The organism is Ramlibacter pallidus (assembly GCF_015070875.1).
Classification (GTDB): domain Bacteria; phylum Pseudomonadota; class Gammaproteobacteria; order Burkholderiales; family Burkholderiaceae_C; genus Ramlibacter; species Ramlibacter pallidus.
Genome location: NZ_JADDIV010000001.1, coordinates 153,997 through 168,298 on the forward strand (window position 1 = coordinate 153,997; position 14,302 = coordinate 168,298).

Consider the following 14,302-nt stretch of genomic DNA (forward strand, 5'->3'; position numbering starts at 1 on the left):
ATCTCAGGGATAGAAGGCGAGCAGCCGGTAGCCGGCCACGCGGGAGGTGGACGGCGCATCGAGGACGATGCCGACCGAGCGCGACCAGTCGCTGCCGGGCGCGATGGCGCCGTCGGCGGCGCCGAGTTCCGCCGGCGTGAGCACGCGCCGGGCGATCGGCTGGTCCTGGCCGTCGGTGACCGTCAGTTCCATCGCCGGCGCCGCCACCTGCACCGGCGCGGTGTTGCGCAGCGTGAAGGCCAGCCGGTAGGTGTCGTTGCGCAGGCGGTTGAAGCCCGAGCTCTCGATGACGATCGCCTCGATCTGGCGCGGCGGCCCGAGCGTGCAATCGAGGTAGCCGCAGAGGGTGGCGAGCATCGGGCGCAACGCGGGCTGCGACAGCGCCAGCCGGTCGCGGTCCTGGTAGGCGACCTGCCCGAACAGCAGGGCGGCGAGCGCCAGGCTCAGGAAGGCGAGCGCGATGCGCACCATGGGGCGGCGCCACAACGCCTTGCGGCGCGCCTGCCGCACGAAGGACACGTCGTGCAGGCGCGCGCGTTCGCGCTCCTCTTCCTCTTCCTCGTCGTCGATCTCGTCGTCCAGCGACATCGGCCGCGTCGCCGCGGACACCTGGAGGGTCGAGTCGGGCACCACGAGGTCGGAACGGCGGAACACGAACGGCGCGTCCAGCGGCGAGGGTTCCAGGGCATCGGCCTCGACGCCGAAGAAGCTGGAACTGTCGATCGAGCGCTCCCCGCTCGTGGAGGACTGGTACAGCTCGGCGGGACGCGTGTGCAGTTCGGCCGGCCGCGTCGGCCGCGTCGGCTGCTCGGCGCGCGGCGCCGGTTCCGCGGCGCGGCGGGCGAGCGGCGGCGCGATGGGCGCGGGCGGCGGGGGTGGCGGCGCCGCGACCTGCTCGGGTTCGGGCAGGTCGAGGATCGATTCGTCGGCCAGGTGGGCGCGGGCGTCGAAGACTTCGGCGCAGTGGCCGCAGCGCACCCAGCCCTCGGAGATCTTCAGCTGGTCCGGGACGACGCGGAACATCGTTCCGCAGGTCGGGCAGCTGGTGATCATGCTCATGAGCCAGCGATTCTAGTGGCCGCTGGGCGTGGCGGCGCCTACAGGCGGGCCGTCATGAGGATCCAGCCGTCCTCCTCGTCGCCGACCTCCAGCCGCGCGTGCGGCGCATAGGCGGCCTTCAGTTCGTCCGCCTGCCGCGCCAGGATGCCCGCCAGCACCAGCGCGCCGCCGGGCGCGACATGGCCGCACAGCAGGGGCGCCAGCATCTTGAGGGGCGTCGCCAGGATGTTGGCCAGCACCGTGTCGTACCGTCCCTGGGCCCGGTCCGGCAGGCCGGCGGTGAGCTGCACGCCGTTGGCCTGCGCGTTCGCCTCGGTCGACCGCACCGCCGCCTCGTCGATGTCCACCGCGTCGACCGCCGTCGCGCCGAACTTCGCGGCGCCGATCGCGAGGATGCCGGAGCCGCAGCCGTAGTCCAGCACGCGCTGCCCGGCAAGCGGCTGGCGCGCGATCCAGCGCAGGCACATGCGGGTGGTCGGGTGGGTACCCGTGCCGAAGGCCAGGCCGGGGTCGAGCCGGATCACCTCCTGCGCCGCGGCCGGCGGTTCATGCCACGTGGGGACGATCCAGAAGGTGGGCGTGATCTCGACGGGCTCGAACTGCGACTGCGTCAGGCGCACCCAGTCCTGCTCCGGCACGTCGACGATCGCGATGAACCTGCAGCCTTCGAAGAAGTCCTGCGGCGCCAGCAGTTCGGCGGCCTCCTTCGCCTGCGCTTCCTGCGCGAACAGCGCGAGGACCAGGGAGCGCTGCCAGCCGCCCTTGGGTGGCGGCATCCCCGGCTCGCCGAACAGGGCCTGCTCCGCCGGGGTCTGCGCATCGGCATCCTCGACCGACACGCTCAGGGCGTCGAGCGCCTCGAGGGCGTCCCCGACCGCCTCGACGCGGTCTTCCGGGCACAGCAGCCGCAGTTCGAACAAGGTCAGCTCACCGGCGCTTCAGCGCTTGTGATGGGACAGCCACTCTTCGAGGTAGTGGATGTTGGTGCCGCCGGCCATGAACTTGGCGTCCACCATCAGCTCGCGGTGCAGCGGGATGTTGGTCTTGATGCCTTCGACCACCGTCTCGCCCAGCGCGCCGCGCATGCGGGCCAGCGCCTGCTCGCGGGTGTCGCCGTGCACGATGATCTTGCCGATCATGGAGTCGTAGTTCGGCGGCACGAAGTAGTTGTTGTACACGTGCGAATCCACCCGCACGCCGGGGCCGCCCGGGGCGTGCCAGGTCGTGATGCGGCCGGGCGAAGGCACGAAGGTGTACGGGTCCTCGGCGTTCACGCGGCACTCGATCGCATGGCCGCGCAGCACGATGTCGCCCTGCTTGAAGGGCAGCTTCTCGCCCGCGGCGACGCGGATCTGCGTCTTGACGATGTCCACGCCGCTGATCAGCTCGGTGACGGGGTGTTCCACCTGCACGCGCGTGTTCATCTCGATGAAGTAGAACTCGCCGTTCTCGTACAGGAACTCGAAGGTGCCGGCCCCGCGGTAGCCGATCTTCTTGCAGGCGGTGGCGCAGCGGTCGCCGATCTTCTCGATCAGCTTGCGCGGGATGCCCGGCGCCGGTGCTTCCTCGATGACCTTCTGGTGGCGCCGCTGCATGGAGCAGTCGCGCTCGCCCAGGTAGACCGCGTTCTTGTGCTTGTCGGCCAGGATCTGGATCTCGACGTGCCGCGGGTTCTGGAGGAACTTCTCCATGTAGACCGACGGGTTGCCGAAGGCGGCCTGCGCCTCCGCCTTCGTCATCTGCACGGAGTTGATCAGGGCGGCCTCGGTGTGGACCACGCGCATGCCGCGCCCGCCGCCGCCGCCGGCGGCCTTGATGATGACCGGGTAGCCGACGGCCTTGGCGATGCGGCGGATCTCCACCGGGCTGTCCGGCAGTTCGCCCTCCGAGCCCGGCACGCACGGCACGCCAGCCTTGATCATGGCCTGCTTGGCGGACACCTTGTCGCCCATGGTGCGGATGTTCTCCGGCGTCGGCCCGATGAACTGGAAGCCGCTCTTCTCGACGCGCTCGGCGAAGTCGGCGTTCTCGGAGAGGAAGCCGTAGCCGGGGTGGATCGCCTCCGCGTCGGTCACTTCGGCCGCCGCGATGATGGCCGGCATGTTCAGGTAGCTCTGGGGCGAAGGCGCCGGCCCGATGCAGACCGCTTCTTCGGCCAGCTTGACGTACTTGGCTTCGCGGTCGGCCTCGGAATAGACCATCACCGCCTTCACGCCCAGTTCGTTGCAGGCCCGCTGAATCCTCAGGGCGATTTCGCCGCGGTTGGCGACCAGGATCTTCTTGAACATGCTCACTCGATCACGAACAGGGGCTGGCCGTATTCCACCGCCTGGCCGTTCTCGCACAGGATCTGCGTGACCGTGCCGCCCTTGTCGGCCTCGATCTCGTTGAGGATCTTCATCGCCTCGATGATGCAGATCGTCTCGCCTTCCTTCACCTGGCTGCCGATCTCCACGAAGGCCTTGGCGCCTGGCGAGGACGCGCGGTAGAAGGTGCCCACCATCGGTGACTTCACGGTGTGGCCCTTCGGCGCTTCGGGAGCGGCGGGGGCGGCAGCGGCGGCGGGCGCCGGGGCGGCGGCAACGGCAGGCGCCGCCTGCTGCATCACGGCCGGGGCCGGGACGGCGTAGACGCCGGCCGGACCGCCCTTGACGATGCGGACCTTGCCTTCGGCTTCGGTGATCTCCAGTTCGGACACGTTCGATTCCGACACGAGGTCGATCAGCGTCTTGAGTTTGCGCAAGTCCATGGGGAGTCTCCAGCCTCTTTCTTGAGAGCACGCGAATTTACAGCAAAATTCGCTTACGCCGCTCAATTTGCGCGAAGTTACTTGAATTGGGGCGCAAGTTTTTCGCTGGAAGCGAAATGCGCGGCACGGGCCGGCGGCGGCTGGCGCCGTCAGCCCGCGGCGGACCAGTCTTTCAGGTCGCTTTCGGTGACCCGGCCCATTCTACGCTGGCGGACGGCGCCGTCGGGCCCGAGGACCACCGTGTACGGCAAGCCGCCGGTCTGGTTGCCCAGGCTGCGGGCCAGCTCCGTGCCTTCGAGGCCGGCCATCCCGATCGGGAAGGTGACCGGCGTGCGTTGCAGGAACGTACGCACCGCGCTCGGCTGGTCGACCGCCAACCCGACAACTTGCCAGCCTTTGCCGGCATGTTGGCGATAGAAGGCGTCGAGCAGCGGCATTTCCTCCACGCAAGGGGGGCACCACGTCGCCCAGAAGTTCACCAGCAGCGGCTTGCCGCGCAACGAGGCCATCGCCAGCGGCGCGCCCTGCGGCCGGTCGAAGGAGAGGCTCCAGATGCGTTCCACTGCCGCATCGTCCACGGCCCGCGGCCGGTTGCGCCACCACGCCAGCCCGCCGCCCGCAGCGGCGGCCGCGGCCGCGACGCCGGCCACGAGCCAGCGTCGGCGCGCAGCAGACGGTCCGACCCTGTCGGTGCCCGCTTCATCCATGACCGGGCTCCTGCAAGAGGGCGCGCACCGCCGCCAGGTTGCCGCGCGGCGTACGGCCCTTGGCATCCGGCTTGAGCGCGCCGCGCAGGTCGTCGTGGTCGTACACCAGCAGGTGCACGCCGATCGGCTCGCCCAGCTCGGGGCTCATGCTGCTGAGGCTGAGGGCTTCCAAATCCTCGCCGGTGAAGCCGGTCACGGTGCGCGGCGTGTAGTCGACGTTGTGTTCGATCAGGGCGATCTCGGCGGACTTCGGGTCGTCGCAGAACAGCTGCAGGTAGATGTCGGACAGGCGCGTGGCCGTCCCGTGCCAGACGGCGCCGGCCAGGTAGGGCCGGAATTCGGCCAGCCGCTCCATCCAGGTGAGGGCCAGCTTGCGCAGGGCCGCCAGCTCCGCCGGCTGCGTGTCGCCGCAGAAGATCTCGATGTACTCGCGGACGGCCTCCTCGAGGCTGTCGTTGTCCGGCAGCGCGGTGCGGGCGTTCAATCCCAGCTGCTTGACAGCGCGGCGCTTGGCCGGCCCGTACTCCAGGCCTTCCTCCACCACGAGCCGCGCGGCCGTGGCGCAGATCTCCGACTGCAATGCTTCCATCGGCCCGATTCTGCATGGCCGCGGCTGCCCCCGTCGCCGGAGCGTGAAATCCGGACAGTCTGGTGGGACGCGTGTCCCCGCCAGCGCGGGATCGCACGGCCGCGCTTGGCGCTGCCGGGATAATCGCCGCCCATGCACATCCATATCCTCGGCATCTGCGGCACGTTCATGGGAGGCCTGGCCGCACTCGCCCGCGAGGCCGGCCACAAGGTGACCGGCTGCGACGCCGGCGTCTACCCGCCCATGAGCGACCAGCTGCGCGCGCTCGGCATCGACCTCATCGAAGGCTTCGGCACCGAGCAGCTCGCGCTGCGACCCGACGTCTGGGTGGTGGGCAACGTCGTCTCGCGCGCCCGGCTGGCCGACGGCACGCCGCGCTTTCCCCTGATGGAAGCGATCCTCGACCAGGGCCTGCGCTACACGAGCGGGCCGCAATGGCTGGCCGAACACGTGCTGCAGGGCCGCCACGTGCTGGCGGTGGCCGGCACGCACGGGAAGACGACCACGACCTCGATGCTCGCCTGGATCCTGGAACACGCCGGCCTGCAACCCGGCTTCCTGGTCGGCGGCGTGCCCCTGAACTTCAGCGTCTCCGCCCGGCTCGGCAACATGGCGCGGCCTTCGACGCCGTTCGTGATCGAGGCCGACGAATACGACACCGCCTTCTTCGACAAGCGCAGCAAGTTCATCCACTACCGGCCGCGCACGGCGATCCTGAACAACCTGGAATACGACCACGCGGACATCTTCGACGACCTCGCGGCGATCGAGCGGCAGTTCCACCACCTGGTGCGCACGGTGCCATCCACCGGCCGGCTGGTCGTGAACGGCCTCGAGGAAAGCCTCGCCCGGGTGCTGCACCAGGGCTGCTGGAGCGAGGTCCGCACCTTCGGTGCCGCGGTGAGCGACTTCAGCGCCGAAGGCGAGCCGACGCGCTTCGACGTGCTGGAACAGGGCCACCGCGTGGCGCAGGTGGCGTGGGACGTGGGCGGCGTGCACAACCAGCTGAACGCACTGGCGGCCATCGCCGCCGCCCAGCACGTCGGCGTGACGCCGGCCGTCGCGGCCACGGCGCTGCGCGAGTTCCGCAACGTCAAGCGCCGCATGGAAGTGCGCGGCATCGCCAACGGCATCACCGTCTACGACGATTTCGCCCACCACCCGACGGCGATCCGCACCACCATCGACGGGCTGCGCCGCCAGGTGGGCGCGCAGCGCATCCTGGCGGTGTTCGAGCCCCGCAGCAACACGATGAAGCTCGGGACCATGAAGTCCCAGCTGCCGTGGAGCCTGGAGCAGGCGGACCTGTCCTTCTGCCATGCGGGCGGCCTGGGCTGGGACCCTTCCGAGGCGCTGGCCCCGATGGGTGCGAAGGCCAGCGTCGCGCAGGACATTGCGCAGCTGGTGGCGCAGGTGAAGGCGGCGGCCCGCCCCGGCGACCACGTGCTTTGCATGAGCAACGGCGGCTTCGGCGGCTTCCACGCCAAGCTGCTGGAGACGCTGCAGCCCGGCTAGCCCTTGTAGAAGTCGGGCAGCAGCGGTGCCGGCGCCGTCCTGTCGTAGACGACCGGTCGCTCTTCGGGCGGGCGCGAAGGCTCCAGCATCGAATAGTTGAAGACGCTCTGGTCGGGCGGACCGGAGTCCCGCCCGCCCGCCCCACGCGCGCCGGCCCCGCTCGCCCGCTTGGGATTCGAGGTGATCGAGCCCACGACGTACAGCGCCGAGAGGTAGCGCACGAGCTGCGCCTCGCCGAGGCCGGTGGCCTGCTGCAGCTCCGCGAAGTCCATGCCGGGGCGCTCCGACAGTTCGCGCATCAACAGCAGGTGCGCATCGCGCAGCTGCCGCTGCGGCAGGCGCGGCGGCCGGCGGAAGTAGAGCTTCTGCTCGCGGTAATGCGGCGGCAGCAGGTCACGCGCGGTGCGCTGCGCGTATTGCCACATCAGCTGCGAGACGCTGACGCGCGCGAAGTTGGAGGGGATGGAAACGGCGCCGTGGTCGCGGATCAGCCATCCGGCTTCGGCGAAGTCGGCGCAGGTGGTCCCCGGCATCACCGCCGCGCCGAGGCGCAGGTCCACCACCGCCAGCAGGTCGCCGCCGCGCAGCACCTCCCAGGAGCCCGCCGCCAGCGTCGGCTGGTGGTCGGCGATGCTCGAAGCCAGCGCGAACTGGGAGACCATGGCCTGCAGCCACTCGGTGAACTTGTGCAGCACGGCCACGCCCGCCTTGTGCTGGCCGAGGTCGAAGGTCACGGCCGGACGGAATCCCGGCGCCGTCACGGGCAGCGTGAACGCCACGGGCCGGTCCACGTCGGCCAGGGCCAACTGGACGGAGCGGCCGGACGGCACGGCCGGCTGCACCCGCAGGTGCTGGTTCGGCATGACGACGGTGCGGCTGCCTTCCAGCCACCACGCGTCGGCATCCGCGAAGGATCCCAGCTGCCACGTGGCGCGTGCGGACGCGGCTGCGGCGGCGATGTCCGCCGCCGCTTTCTGCTGGCCTTCCGTGTACCCCGCCACGCCCAGGCGCAGCACGGGGATTTCGATCGTCATCCGTTCCCTCCTCGGGCCCTGCTCGGCCGAGTGGAAACCAATATAGCTAGATCGTTACTGGATGTAAACTGTTCTCATGAACGAAGCCGACGACGTTGCTCGACGGACCGTGACAAAGTTGCCATCAGGTCCAGGGATTCGTCCCATCCGATGCACGCATCCGTGATGCTCTTGCCGAATTCCAGGGCTTCCGCGCGGTCCTTGCCGGGCGTGAACTTCTGCGCTCCGCCGACCAGGTGGCTTTCCACCATGACGCCGAACACCCGGCGCGAGCCGCCGGCGATCTGGCCGGCGATGTCGCGCGCGACTTCCAGCTGCTTCTCGTGCTGCTTGCTGCTGTTGGCGTGGCTGCAGTCCACCATCAGGGTGGGCGGCAGCTTCGCGGCTTCGAGCTCGGCGCAGGCTGCTCCGACGCTCGCCGCGTCGTAGTTCGGTGCCTTGCCGCCCCGGAGGATCACGTGGCAGTCGCGGTTGCCGTGGGTCTGCACGATCGCGACCTGCCCGTTCTTGTGCACGGACAGGAAGTGGTGCGGCCGTGCCGCGGCCTGGATGGCGTCGGTGGCGATCTTGATGTTGCCGTCGGTGCCGTTCTTGAAGCCGATGGGCGCCGAGAGGCCCGACGCCAGTTCGCGGTGCACCTGGCTTTCGGTGGTGCGCGCCCCGATGGCGCCCCAGGAGATCAGGTCGCCGATGTACTGCGGCGAGATCACGTCCAGGAATTCGCTGCCGGCCGGGAGGCCGAGACGGTTGATCTCGATGAGCAGCTGGCGCGCGATGCGCAGGCCCTCGTCGATGCGGTAGCTCTCGTCGAGGTAAGGGTCGTTGATCAGACCCTTCCAGCCGACGGTGGTGCGCGGCTTCTCGAAGTACACCCGCATCACGATCTCCAGGGTGTCGGCGTACTTCGCCCGCACCTCCCTGAGCTTGCGCGCGTAAGCCAGCGCCGCATCGGGATCGTGGATGGAACACGGCCCGATCACCACCAGCAGGCGGTCGTCGTTGCCGGCCATGATCTCGTGGATGGCGCGCCGGGTCTGGTTGATCAGCCCCTCCACCGGCGTGCCGCTGATGGGGAAGAACCGGATCAGGTGTTCGGGCGGAGGAAGCACGGTGATGTCCTTGATGCGCTGGTCGTCGGTCTGGCTGGTCTTGTCGACGGGGTGCGCATACCAGGCATCGCTGGCGTTGCTGGTCTTCGGGCTCATGGACGTGCTTTCTCTCGGTTTTGGGGGGCCCAAGAAAAAACCGCCGGGGTTGCCGGCGGTTTTTCGAGGATTCTTTGCGTTTGTCGCGGGTACGCTCAGATCTCTCTTCCGCCGGGGGCGCTGGAGAACCAAAAGTAGCCAAAGAAGAAACCGCGGACGGGACGCATGGCGGCCAATTTAACACAGGGTGCGCGAAAGGCCAGCGCGGCGCGCGGCAAGCGTTGCGCTACCGCCGCAGCTTGTGCCACCACTGGCGGACGCGTTCCAGTTGCGGCTCGTCGAGCGAGGCCAGGTGCGACTCCTCCTGCTCCTCGCGCTGCAGCCACTGCTCGTACATGTCCACCAGCAGCATGCCCTCGCCCATGGTGCGCCAGGCCACCAGCCCGAAGTCGTCGGCCGTGACCATCAGTTCGTCGTCCCACGGACCGGCGTGCAGCAGCCATTGCCCGATCAGCACGCGGAAGTTGTTCAGCGCCTGCAGGTAGCCCGCGTACTCGTACAGGCCGCGCCAGGCCAGGCCCAGGTCGACGACCAGCGCGCGGTGGTCGCGCAGCACCGTCAGCATGTCCATCAGCAGTGGCGCGGCATCGTTGCGCTTGCGGCTCAGGCGCAGCGACGCCACGACGGCTTCGGCGTTCAGCGCCAGGTGCGCCATGCTTTCGGAAAGGATGCGGCTGTCTTCGTCGGCGATCGCGCTGCGCAGGAAATTGCTGATCTCGCCGAAGGTATTGGCGGTCGGCAGGTTGGTGAACCGGTCGAACGGCACACGCGAGGACGAGGGCGGCAGCGTCGAATGCATGGGGGAGCGGAGTATGGCCACGGCCGGGCTGGCCGCGCCAGCCGTCCGGAGCGCCCAGGTCTCCAGGCGGCGGCCTGGCGGTGCCGAACGGTCGGGCCGGCGGACGGGCGGCGGGGCCGCCCCCGCTCTCAGGCCGTGCCGCCGACGGTCAGGCCGTCGATGCGCAGCGTCGGCTGGCCCACGCCCACGGGCACGCTCTGGCCTTCCTTGCCGCAGGTGCCCACGCCGGTGTCCAGCTTCATGTCGTTGCCGATCATGCTGACGCGGGTGAGCGCGTCCGGGCCATTGCCGACGATGGTCGCGCCCTTGACCGGGTACTGGATCCGGCCCTTCTCCACCCAGTACGCCTCGCTGGCGGAGAACACGAACTTGCCGGAGGTGATGTCGACCTGGCCGCCGCCGAAGTTGGTGGCGTACAGGCCCTTGTCGATGCTGGCCACGATCTCCTCGGGCGAGCGGTCGCCGCCGAGCATGTAGGTGTTGGTCATGCGCGGCATCGGGATGTGCGCATAGCTCTCGCGGCGGCCGTTGCCGGTGGGCGCGACGCCCATCAGGCGCGCATTCATCGAGTCCTGGATGTAGCCGCGCAGGATGCCGTCCTCGATCAGCACGTTGCGCTGGCTCGGGTTGCCTTCGTCGTCGACGTTCAGCGACCCGCGGCGGTCCGCGATGGTGCCGTCGTCCAGTACCGTCACGCCCTTGGCCGCCACGCGCTGGCCGATGCGGCCGGAAAACGCGCTGGAGCCCTTGCGGTTGAAGTCGCCCTCGAGGCCGTGGCCCACGGCTTCGTGCAGCAGGATGCCGGGCCAGCCCGGGCCGAGCACCACGGTCATCTCGCCCGCGGGGGCCGGACGCGACTCCAGGTTGGTCAGCGCGGACTTGACCGCATCGTCGACGTAGCTCTGCAGTTGTTCGTCCGTGAAGTAGGTCAGGCCGAAGCGGCCTCCGCCGCCGCCGGAGCCCATCTCGCGGCGGCCGTTCTGCTCGGCGATCACGGTCACGGACAGGCGCACCAGGGGGCGCACGTCGGCGGCCAGCGTGCCGTCGGCACGGGCGACCAGGACCACGTCGTACTCGCTCGCCAGCCCGGCCATCACCTGCGCCACGCGCGGGTCCTTGGCGCGGGCCATCTGTTCCACCCGGCCCAGCAGTTCCACCTTGGAGGTGCTGTCGAGCGTGGCGATCGGATCCTGCCCGCCGTACAGCGAGCGGCTGCCGGCCACCGTGGTCGGGGTGACGCCGACGCGGCCGCCGCGCGCCCCGGAGCCTATCGTGCGCACCGTGCGCGCCGCATCCAGCAGCGACGCCTCGGAGATGTCATCGGAATAGGCGAAGGCCGTCTTCTCGCCGCTCACCGCCCGCACGCCCACGCCCTGGTCGATGCTGAAGCTGCCCGTCTTCACGATGCCCTCTTCCAGGCTCCAGCCTTCGCTGCGCGTGTACTGGAAGTACAGGTCGGCGTCGTCCACCCGGTGCGCGCGGATCTCCGCCAGGGCGCGCGTCAGGTGGGTTTCGTCCAGGCCGAAGGGATCGAGCAGGAGCGCGCGGGCCGTCGCCAGGCGCTCGATGGTGGGTTCGCGGGAGATCATCGGGCCATTGTAGGCCGCACCCCTTGTCCCCGCGGCCTCGCGGTCAACGCGTGGCGAGGGTCCTCAGCAGGGGAAGCTCGTCCAGCGCGGCGAGGAACTCGCGCGCGCTCGCATAGCGGTCCGCCGGCCGCTTCGCCATCAGCTTGTCCAGGACGGGCTGCAGCCCGGCGAACTCCTGCGGCAGCTGCGGCACGGGCGCCGTGAGGTGGCGCGCCAGCAGCAGGTCCAGCGTCTCGCCGCTGTACGGCCGCGAGCCGGTCAGCATCTCGTAGAGCATCACGCCCAGGCTGTACAGGTCGCTGGCCGGCGTGATGGCGCCGCCGGTGGCCTGCTCCGGGCTGAGGTAGAAAGGGGTGCCCACGACCTCGCCATGCCGCGTCTGCGTGAGGGCCAGTGCCTCGTCCTGCAGCAGCGACTTGGCGACGCCGAAGTCGGCCAGCGCCACGCTGCCATCGGGCCGCAGCATCACGTTCTCGGGCTTGAGGTCGCGGTGGATGATGCCGCCCGCATGGATCGCCTCCAGCGCCAGGGCGATCTGCCGCACGACGTCGAGCACGCGTTCGCGCGCCATGCCGCCGCGCAGCTCCGAGCGCAGGTCGCCGCGCTCGAAGTACTCCATCGCGATGTAGGCGTGGTCGTCGGAGAAACCCTGGTCGTAGATGCGGATGACGTGCGCATGGTCGACCCGGGAGAGCAGCGCATATTCCTGGATGAAGCGGGCCAGGTTGGCGCCGCCGCGCTCGGCCGACGCCTCCAGCACCTTCAGCACCACCGGCAGGCCGTCGTCGTCGCGCTGCGCCAGGTACACCTCGGTCATGCCGCCGGACGCCAGCTTGCGCGTGAGGCGGAAGCCCTTGAGCCGCAGCGGCGCGTCGCCCGGCTGGAACTGGTGCCCGCGCAGCGTCGACAGCTTGCTGCGCAGCGCGCCCTTCACGGCCCGGGCGGTGATCTCGGAGTTGATCTCCACCGCGCGCCGGATCTCGTCGGCGCGCTCGGCCACGGCCGCCATGCCGTGCTCCAGGTCCGCGTTCGTCGCGGCGAGGCCGACGATCTCCGCGACGTCCAGCCAGCCGTTGCGCCCGCGCACTTCGAGCGAGGTCATGCCGCCGGTTTCCACGCCTTCGCCGGCCTCCTGCAACACCGCCGAACTCGCCACCACCGTCCAGCCCAGTTCCTTGCTCGCGCCCTGCAGCCGCGCGGCGGCGTTCACGGTGTCGCCGATGGCGGTGGTCTCGCGCACGTCGCCCGCGCCGATGCGGCAGATCGTCACTTCGCCGGCGTGCAGGCCCACGCCCACCGCGAAGGCGGGCAGGCCGCGGCCGCCGAAGCGCTCGTCGAGCCAGCTTCGGAATTCGTGCGTCGCCAGCGCGATCGCCAGTCCGGCCGCGAGCCCGCGGCGCGCCGCGGCGATCGGCGCGTCCGCCATCGTGTCCGCGAACACGGCCATCAGGCCATCGCCGACGAACTTGAGGTGGCGGCCGCCGTGCCGCAGCACGGGGTCGCTGGTGCGTTCGAAATACTGGGTGAGCAGTTCCGCGACTTCGGCCGAACTCAGCTTCTCCGCCAGCGACGTGAAGTTGCGGATGTCCGAGAACAGCACCGTGGCCTGCAGCACCTGGTCCGGCACGGCGTCGGCGGGCGCGTCCAGTGCCGCCGGGTGGGTGAGCGGCTGTCCACCCAGGCTCGCCGTGAAGGCGCGGCGCAGGTGCTCCTCGCGCGCCTGCACGGCGGAATGGATGCTCAGCTCGATGCGGCCGCGCTTTTTCAGCAGCGCGTCGAGCGCGTCCAGCAGCTCCGTGCGCGTGAACGGCTTGGCCAGGTAGTCGTCGGCGCCGGAGCGCATGCCGCGGCGCATGCTCGCGCGGTCGTCCAGCGCGGTCAGCATCATCACCACGGTGGTCTGCAGCGCCGCGTCGGCGCGCAAGGCTTCCACCAGGGCGAAGCCGTCCATGCCGGGCATGTTGATGTCGCTGATCACCACGTCGGGCCGCAGGGCCCGCGCCCGCTCCAGGCCCTCGATCCCGTTGGTGGCGACCGTCACCTCGTAGCCTTCCATGCGCAGGAGGCGGGCAAGGTTGCCGCGGATGGCGTCGTCGTCCTCGACGACCAGGATGGAAGTCATCGCACCCCCCGGTACAGGCGCAGCAAGGCGGCGTCGTCCAGGTCCGCATCGCCGGCGGCGACCGCGCGATTGAAAGCCTCGTGCGCGACGGGCCCCAGCGTGCCTTCGAACCCGGCGGCGCGGGCGGCCTCCAGCGCCAGGCGGGTGTCCTTCTGCAGCAGGGTGACGTGGGCGCGCGGAGACCAGTCACCGGCGATGGCGCGGCGCATGCGGTCGGAGCCGATCCAGCTCTGGCCGCTCGACTGCTCGATCACGTCCAGGGTGGGGCCGGCCTGCAGGCCGAGGCGCTCCGCCAGGGCGATCGCTTCGGCGGCCCCCGCGAGGTTGACCGCCGCCAGCAGGTTGTTGACCAGCTTGGTGCGGGCACCGTCGCCCGGCCGCGTGCCGACGCGGAACAGCTTCGTGCTGAGCGCCTCCAGCAAGGGGCGCTGGGCTTCGAAGACGTCGTCGGGGCAGGCGATCATCAGGCTCATGCTGCCATCCCGGGCGCGGGCGGGTCCGCCGGACATCGGCGCGTCGATGGCATGCAGGCCGCGTTCCTGCAGGCGGGCGGCGATCGCCTCGACGTCCGACGGCGCGATGGTGGGGCACAACAACACGGCCGCGCCCGGCCGCAGGGCCGCCGCGCCACCCGACGGGCCGAACAGCACGTCGCGCGCCTGCGACGCGTCGACGACACAGAGGATCAGGGCCTGGGCACCGGATGAAGCTTCGGCAGGCGTCGCCGCGGCCCGGGCGCCCTGCCGCTGCAACGCCTGCACCTTGTCCCGGACGAGGTCGCAGGCCTGCACCGCCCAGCCGCGCTCCAGCAAGTGGGCGGCGATGCCGCCGCCCATGTTGCCCACCCCCACGATGCCGACCGTCCTGCCCATGGCGGACGATTATGGATGCGCGGAAGACGCAGCTTCCCCGCACATCCCCCATTGAGCAGAGG

At 70.2% G+C, this 14,302-nt stretch carries 13 protein-coding genes; 1 reads left to right on the forward strand and 12 read right to left on the reverse strand.

Annotated elements, in window-relative coordinates; translation table 11 throughout:
* Positions 1–3: 3 nt before the first annotated feature.
* The 6 genes from IM787_RS00795 to IM787_RS00820 all read right to left on the reverse strand — a co-directional run bounded on the left by IM787_RS00795 (position 4) and on the right by IM787_RS00820 (position 5,104).
* Positions 4–1,059 carry a DUF3426 domain-containing protein gene (locus IM787_RS00795; protein WP_193674727.1) on the reverse strand — a complete coding sequence of 352 codons (1,056 nt, stop codon included), beginning with the start codon at positions 1,057–1,059 and terminating at the stop codon, positions 4–6.
* A 38-nt stretch (positions 1,060–1,097) separates the two neighbouring features.
* On the reverse strand, positions 1,098–1,979 hold the full coding sequence (gene prmA, locus IM787_RS00800) for a 50S ribosomal protein L11 methyltransferase (protein ID WP_193674728.1): 882 nt from the start codon (positions 1,977–1,979) through the stop codon (positions 1,098–1,100).
* Positions 1,980–1,997: 18 nt separating this feature from the next.
* Positions 1,998–3,347 (reverse strand): acetyl-CoA carboxylase biotin carboxylase subunit, encoded by a 1,350-nt coding sequence (gene accC, locus IM787_RS00805; protein ID WP_193674729.1) that lies wholly within the window; start codon positions 3,345–3,347, stop codon positions 1,998–2,000.
* A gap of 2 nt (positions 3,348–3,349) precedes the next feature.
* Positions 3,350–3,808 (reverse strand): acetyl-CoA carboxylase biotin carboxyl carrier protein, encoded by a 459-nt coding sequence (accB, locus tag IM787_RS00810; RefSeq protein ID WP_193674730.1) that lies wholly within the window; start codon positions 3,806–3,808, stop codon positions 3,350–3,352.
* Between the two features lie 149 nt (positions 3,809–3,957).
* Positions 3,958–4,515 (reverse strand): TlpA family protein disulfide reductase, encoded by a 558-nt coding sequence (locus tag IM787_RS00815; protein ID WP_193674731.1) that lies wholly within the window; start codon positions 4,513–4,515, stop codon positions 3,958–3,960.
* Positions 4,508–5,104 (reverse strand): hypothetical protein, encoded by a 597-nt coding sequence (locus IM787_RS00820; protein WP_193674732.1) that lies wholly within the window; start codon positions 5,102–5,104, stop codon positions 4,508–4,510. The genes IM787_RS00815 and IM787_RS00820 overlap by 8 nt, the downstream gene beginning before the upstream one ends.
* 132 nt (positions 5,105–5,236) lie before the next feature.
* Here IM787_RS00820 and mpl point away from each other — a divergent pair, with 132 nt between their 5' ends.
* Entirely contained in the window at positions 5,237–6,619 is a 1,383-nt protein-coding gene (gene mpl, locus IM787_RS00825) for a UDP-N-acetylmuramate:L-alanyl-gamma-D-glutamyl-meso-diaminopimelate ligase (protein ID WP_193674733.1), read from the forward strand.
* Here the strand turns inward: mpl and IM787_RS00830 are convergent.
* The 6 genes from IM787_RS00830 to IM787_RS00855 all read right to left on the reverse strand — a co-directional run bounded on the left by IM787_RS00830 (position 6,616) and on the right by IM787_RS00855 (position 14,240).
* Positions 6,616–7,653, reverse strand: coding sequence for a hypothetical protein (locus IM787_RS00830; RefSeq protein ID WP_193674734.1), 1,038 nt, complete (start codon positions 7,651–7,653; stop codon positions 6,616–6,618). The two genes, mpl and IM787_RS00830, sit on opposite strands and share 4 nt — an antisense overlap.
* A 74-nt stretch (positions 7,654–7,727) precedes the next feature.
* Positions 7,728–8,858 carry a 3-deoxy-7-phosphoheptulonate synthase gene (locus IM787_RS00835; protein ID WP_193674735.1) on the reverse strand — a complete coding sequence of 377 codons (1,131 nt, stop codon included), beginning with the start codon at positions 8,856–8,858 and terminating at the stop codon, positions 7,728–7,730.
* Positions 8,859–9,084: 226 nt separating this feature from the next.
* On the reverse strand, positions 9,085–9,657 hold the full coding sequence (locus IM787_RS00840; protein WP_193674736.1) for a hypothetical protein: 573 nt from the start codon (positions 9,655–9,657) through the stop codon (positions 9,085–9,087).
* A gap of 128 nt (positions 9,658–9,785) precedes the next feature.
* A complete protein-coding gene (tldD, locus tag IM787_RS00845) occupies positions 9,786–11,246 on the reverse strand; it encodes a metalloprotease TldD (RefSeq protein WP_193674737.1) in 1,461 nt (486 codons plus the stop codon).
* 43 nt (positions 11,247–11,289) lie between these two features.
* Complete coding sequence (locus IM787_RS00850; protein ID WP_193674738.1) at positions 11,290–13,368, reverse strand: protein kinase domain-containing protein; 2,079 nt, start codon at positions 13,366–13,368, stop codon at positions 11,290–11,292.
* Entirely contained in the window at positions 13,365–14,240 is an 876-nt protein-coding gene (locus IM787_RS00855; RefSeq protein ID WP_193674739.1) for an NAD(P)-dependent oxidoreductase, read from the reverse strand. The genes IM787_RS00850 and IM787_RS00855 overlap by 4 nt, the downstream gene beginning before the upstream one ends.
* Positions 14,241–14,302: the final 62 nt, after the last annotated feature.

What these genes read in the sequence shown, in the direction of transcription:
- IM787_RS00795 (WP_193674727.1), bottom strand. Translation starts at nt 1,059, where the DNA reads ATGAGCATGATCACCAGCTGCCCGACCTGCGGAACGATGTTCCGCGTC.
- accC (WP_193674729.1), bottom strand. Translation starts at nt 3,347, where the DNA reads ATGTTCAAGAAGATCCTGGTCGCCAACCGCGGCGAAATCGCCCTGAGG.
- accB (WP_193674730.1), bottom strand. Translation starts at nt 3,808, where the DNA reads ATGGACTTGCGCAAACTCAAGACGCTGATCGACCTCGTGTCGGAATCG.
- IM787_RS00815 (WP_193674731.1), bottom strand. Translation starts at nt 4,515, where the DNA reads ATGGATGAAGCGGGCACCGACAGGGTCGGACCGTCTGCTGCGCGCCGA.
- IM787_RS00820 (WP_193674732.1), bottom strand. Translation starts at nt 5,104, where the DNA reads ATGGAAGCATTGCAGTCGGAGATCTGCGCCACGGCCGCGCGGCTCGTG.
- mpl (WP_193674733.1), top strand. Translation starts at nt 5,237, where the DNA reads ATGCACATCCATATCCTCGGCATCTGCGGCACGTTCATGGGAGGCCTG.
- IM787_RS00830 (WP_193674734.1), bottom strand. Translation starts at nt 7,653, where the DNA reads ATGACGATCGAAATCCCCGTGCTGCGCCTGGGCGTGGCGGGGTACACG.
- IM787_RS00835 (WP_193674735.1), bottom strand. Translation starts at nt 8,858, where the DNA reads ATGAGCCCGAAGACCAGCAACGCCAGCGATGCCTGGTATGCGCACCCC.
- IM787_RS00840 (WP_193674736.1), bottom strand. Translation starts at nt 9,657, where the DNA reads ATGCATTCGACGCTGCCGCCCTCGTCCTCGCGTGTGCCGTTCGACCGG.
- tldD (WP_193674737.1), bottom strand. Translation starts at nt 11,246, where the DNA reads ATGATCTCCCGCGAACCCACCATCGAGCGCCTGGCGACGGCCCGCGCG.
- IM787_RS00850 (WP_193674738.1), bottom strand. Translation starts at nt 13,368, where the DNA reads ATGACTTCCATCCTGGTCGTCGAGGACGACGACGCCATCCGCGGCAAC.
- IM787_RS00855 (WP_193674739.1), bottom strand. Translation starts at nt 14,240, where the DNA reads ATGGGCAGGACGGTCGGCATCGTGGGGGTGGGCAACATGGGCGGCGGC.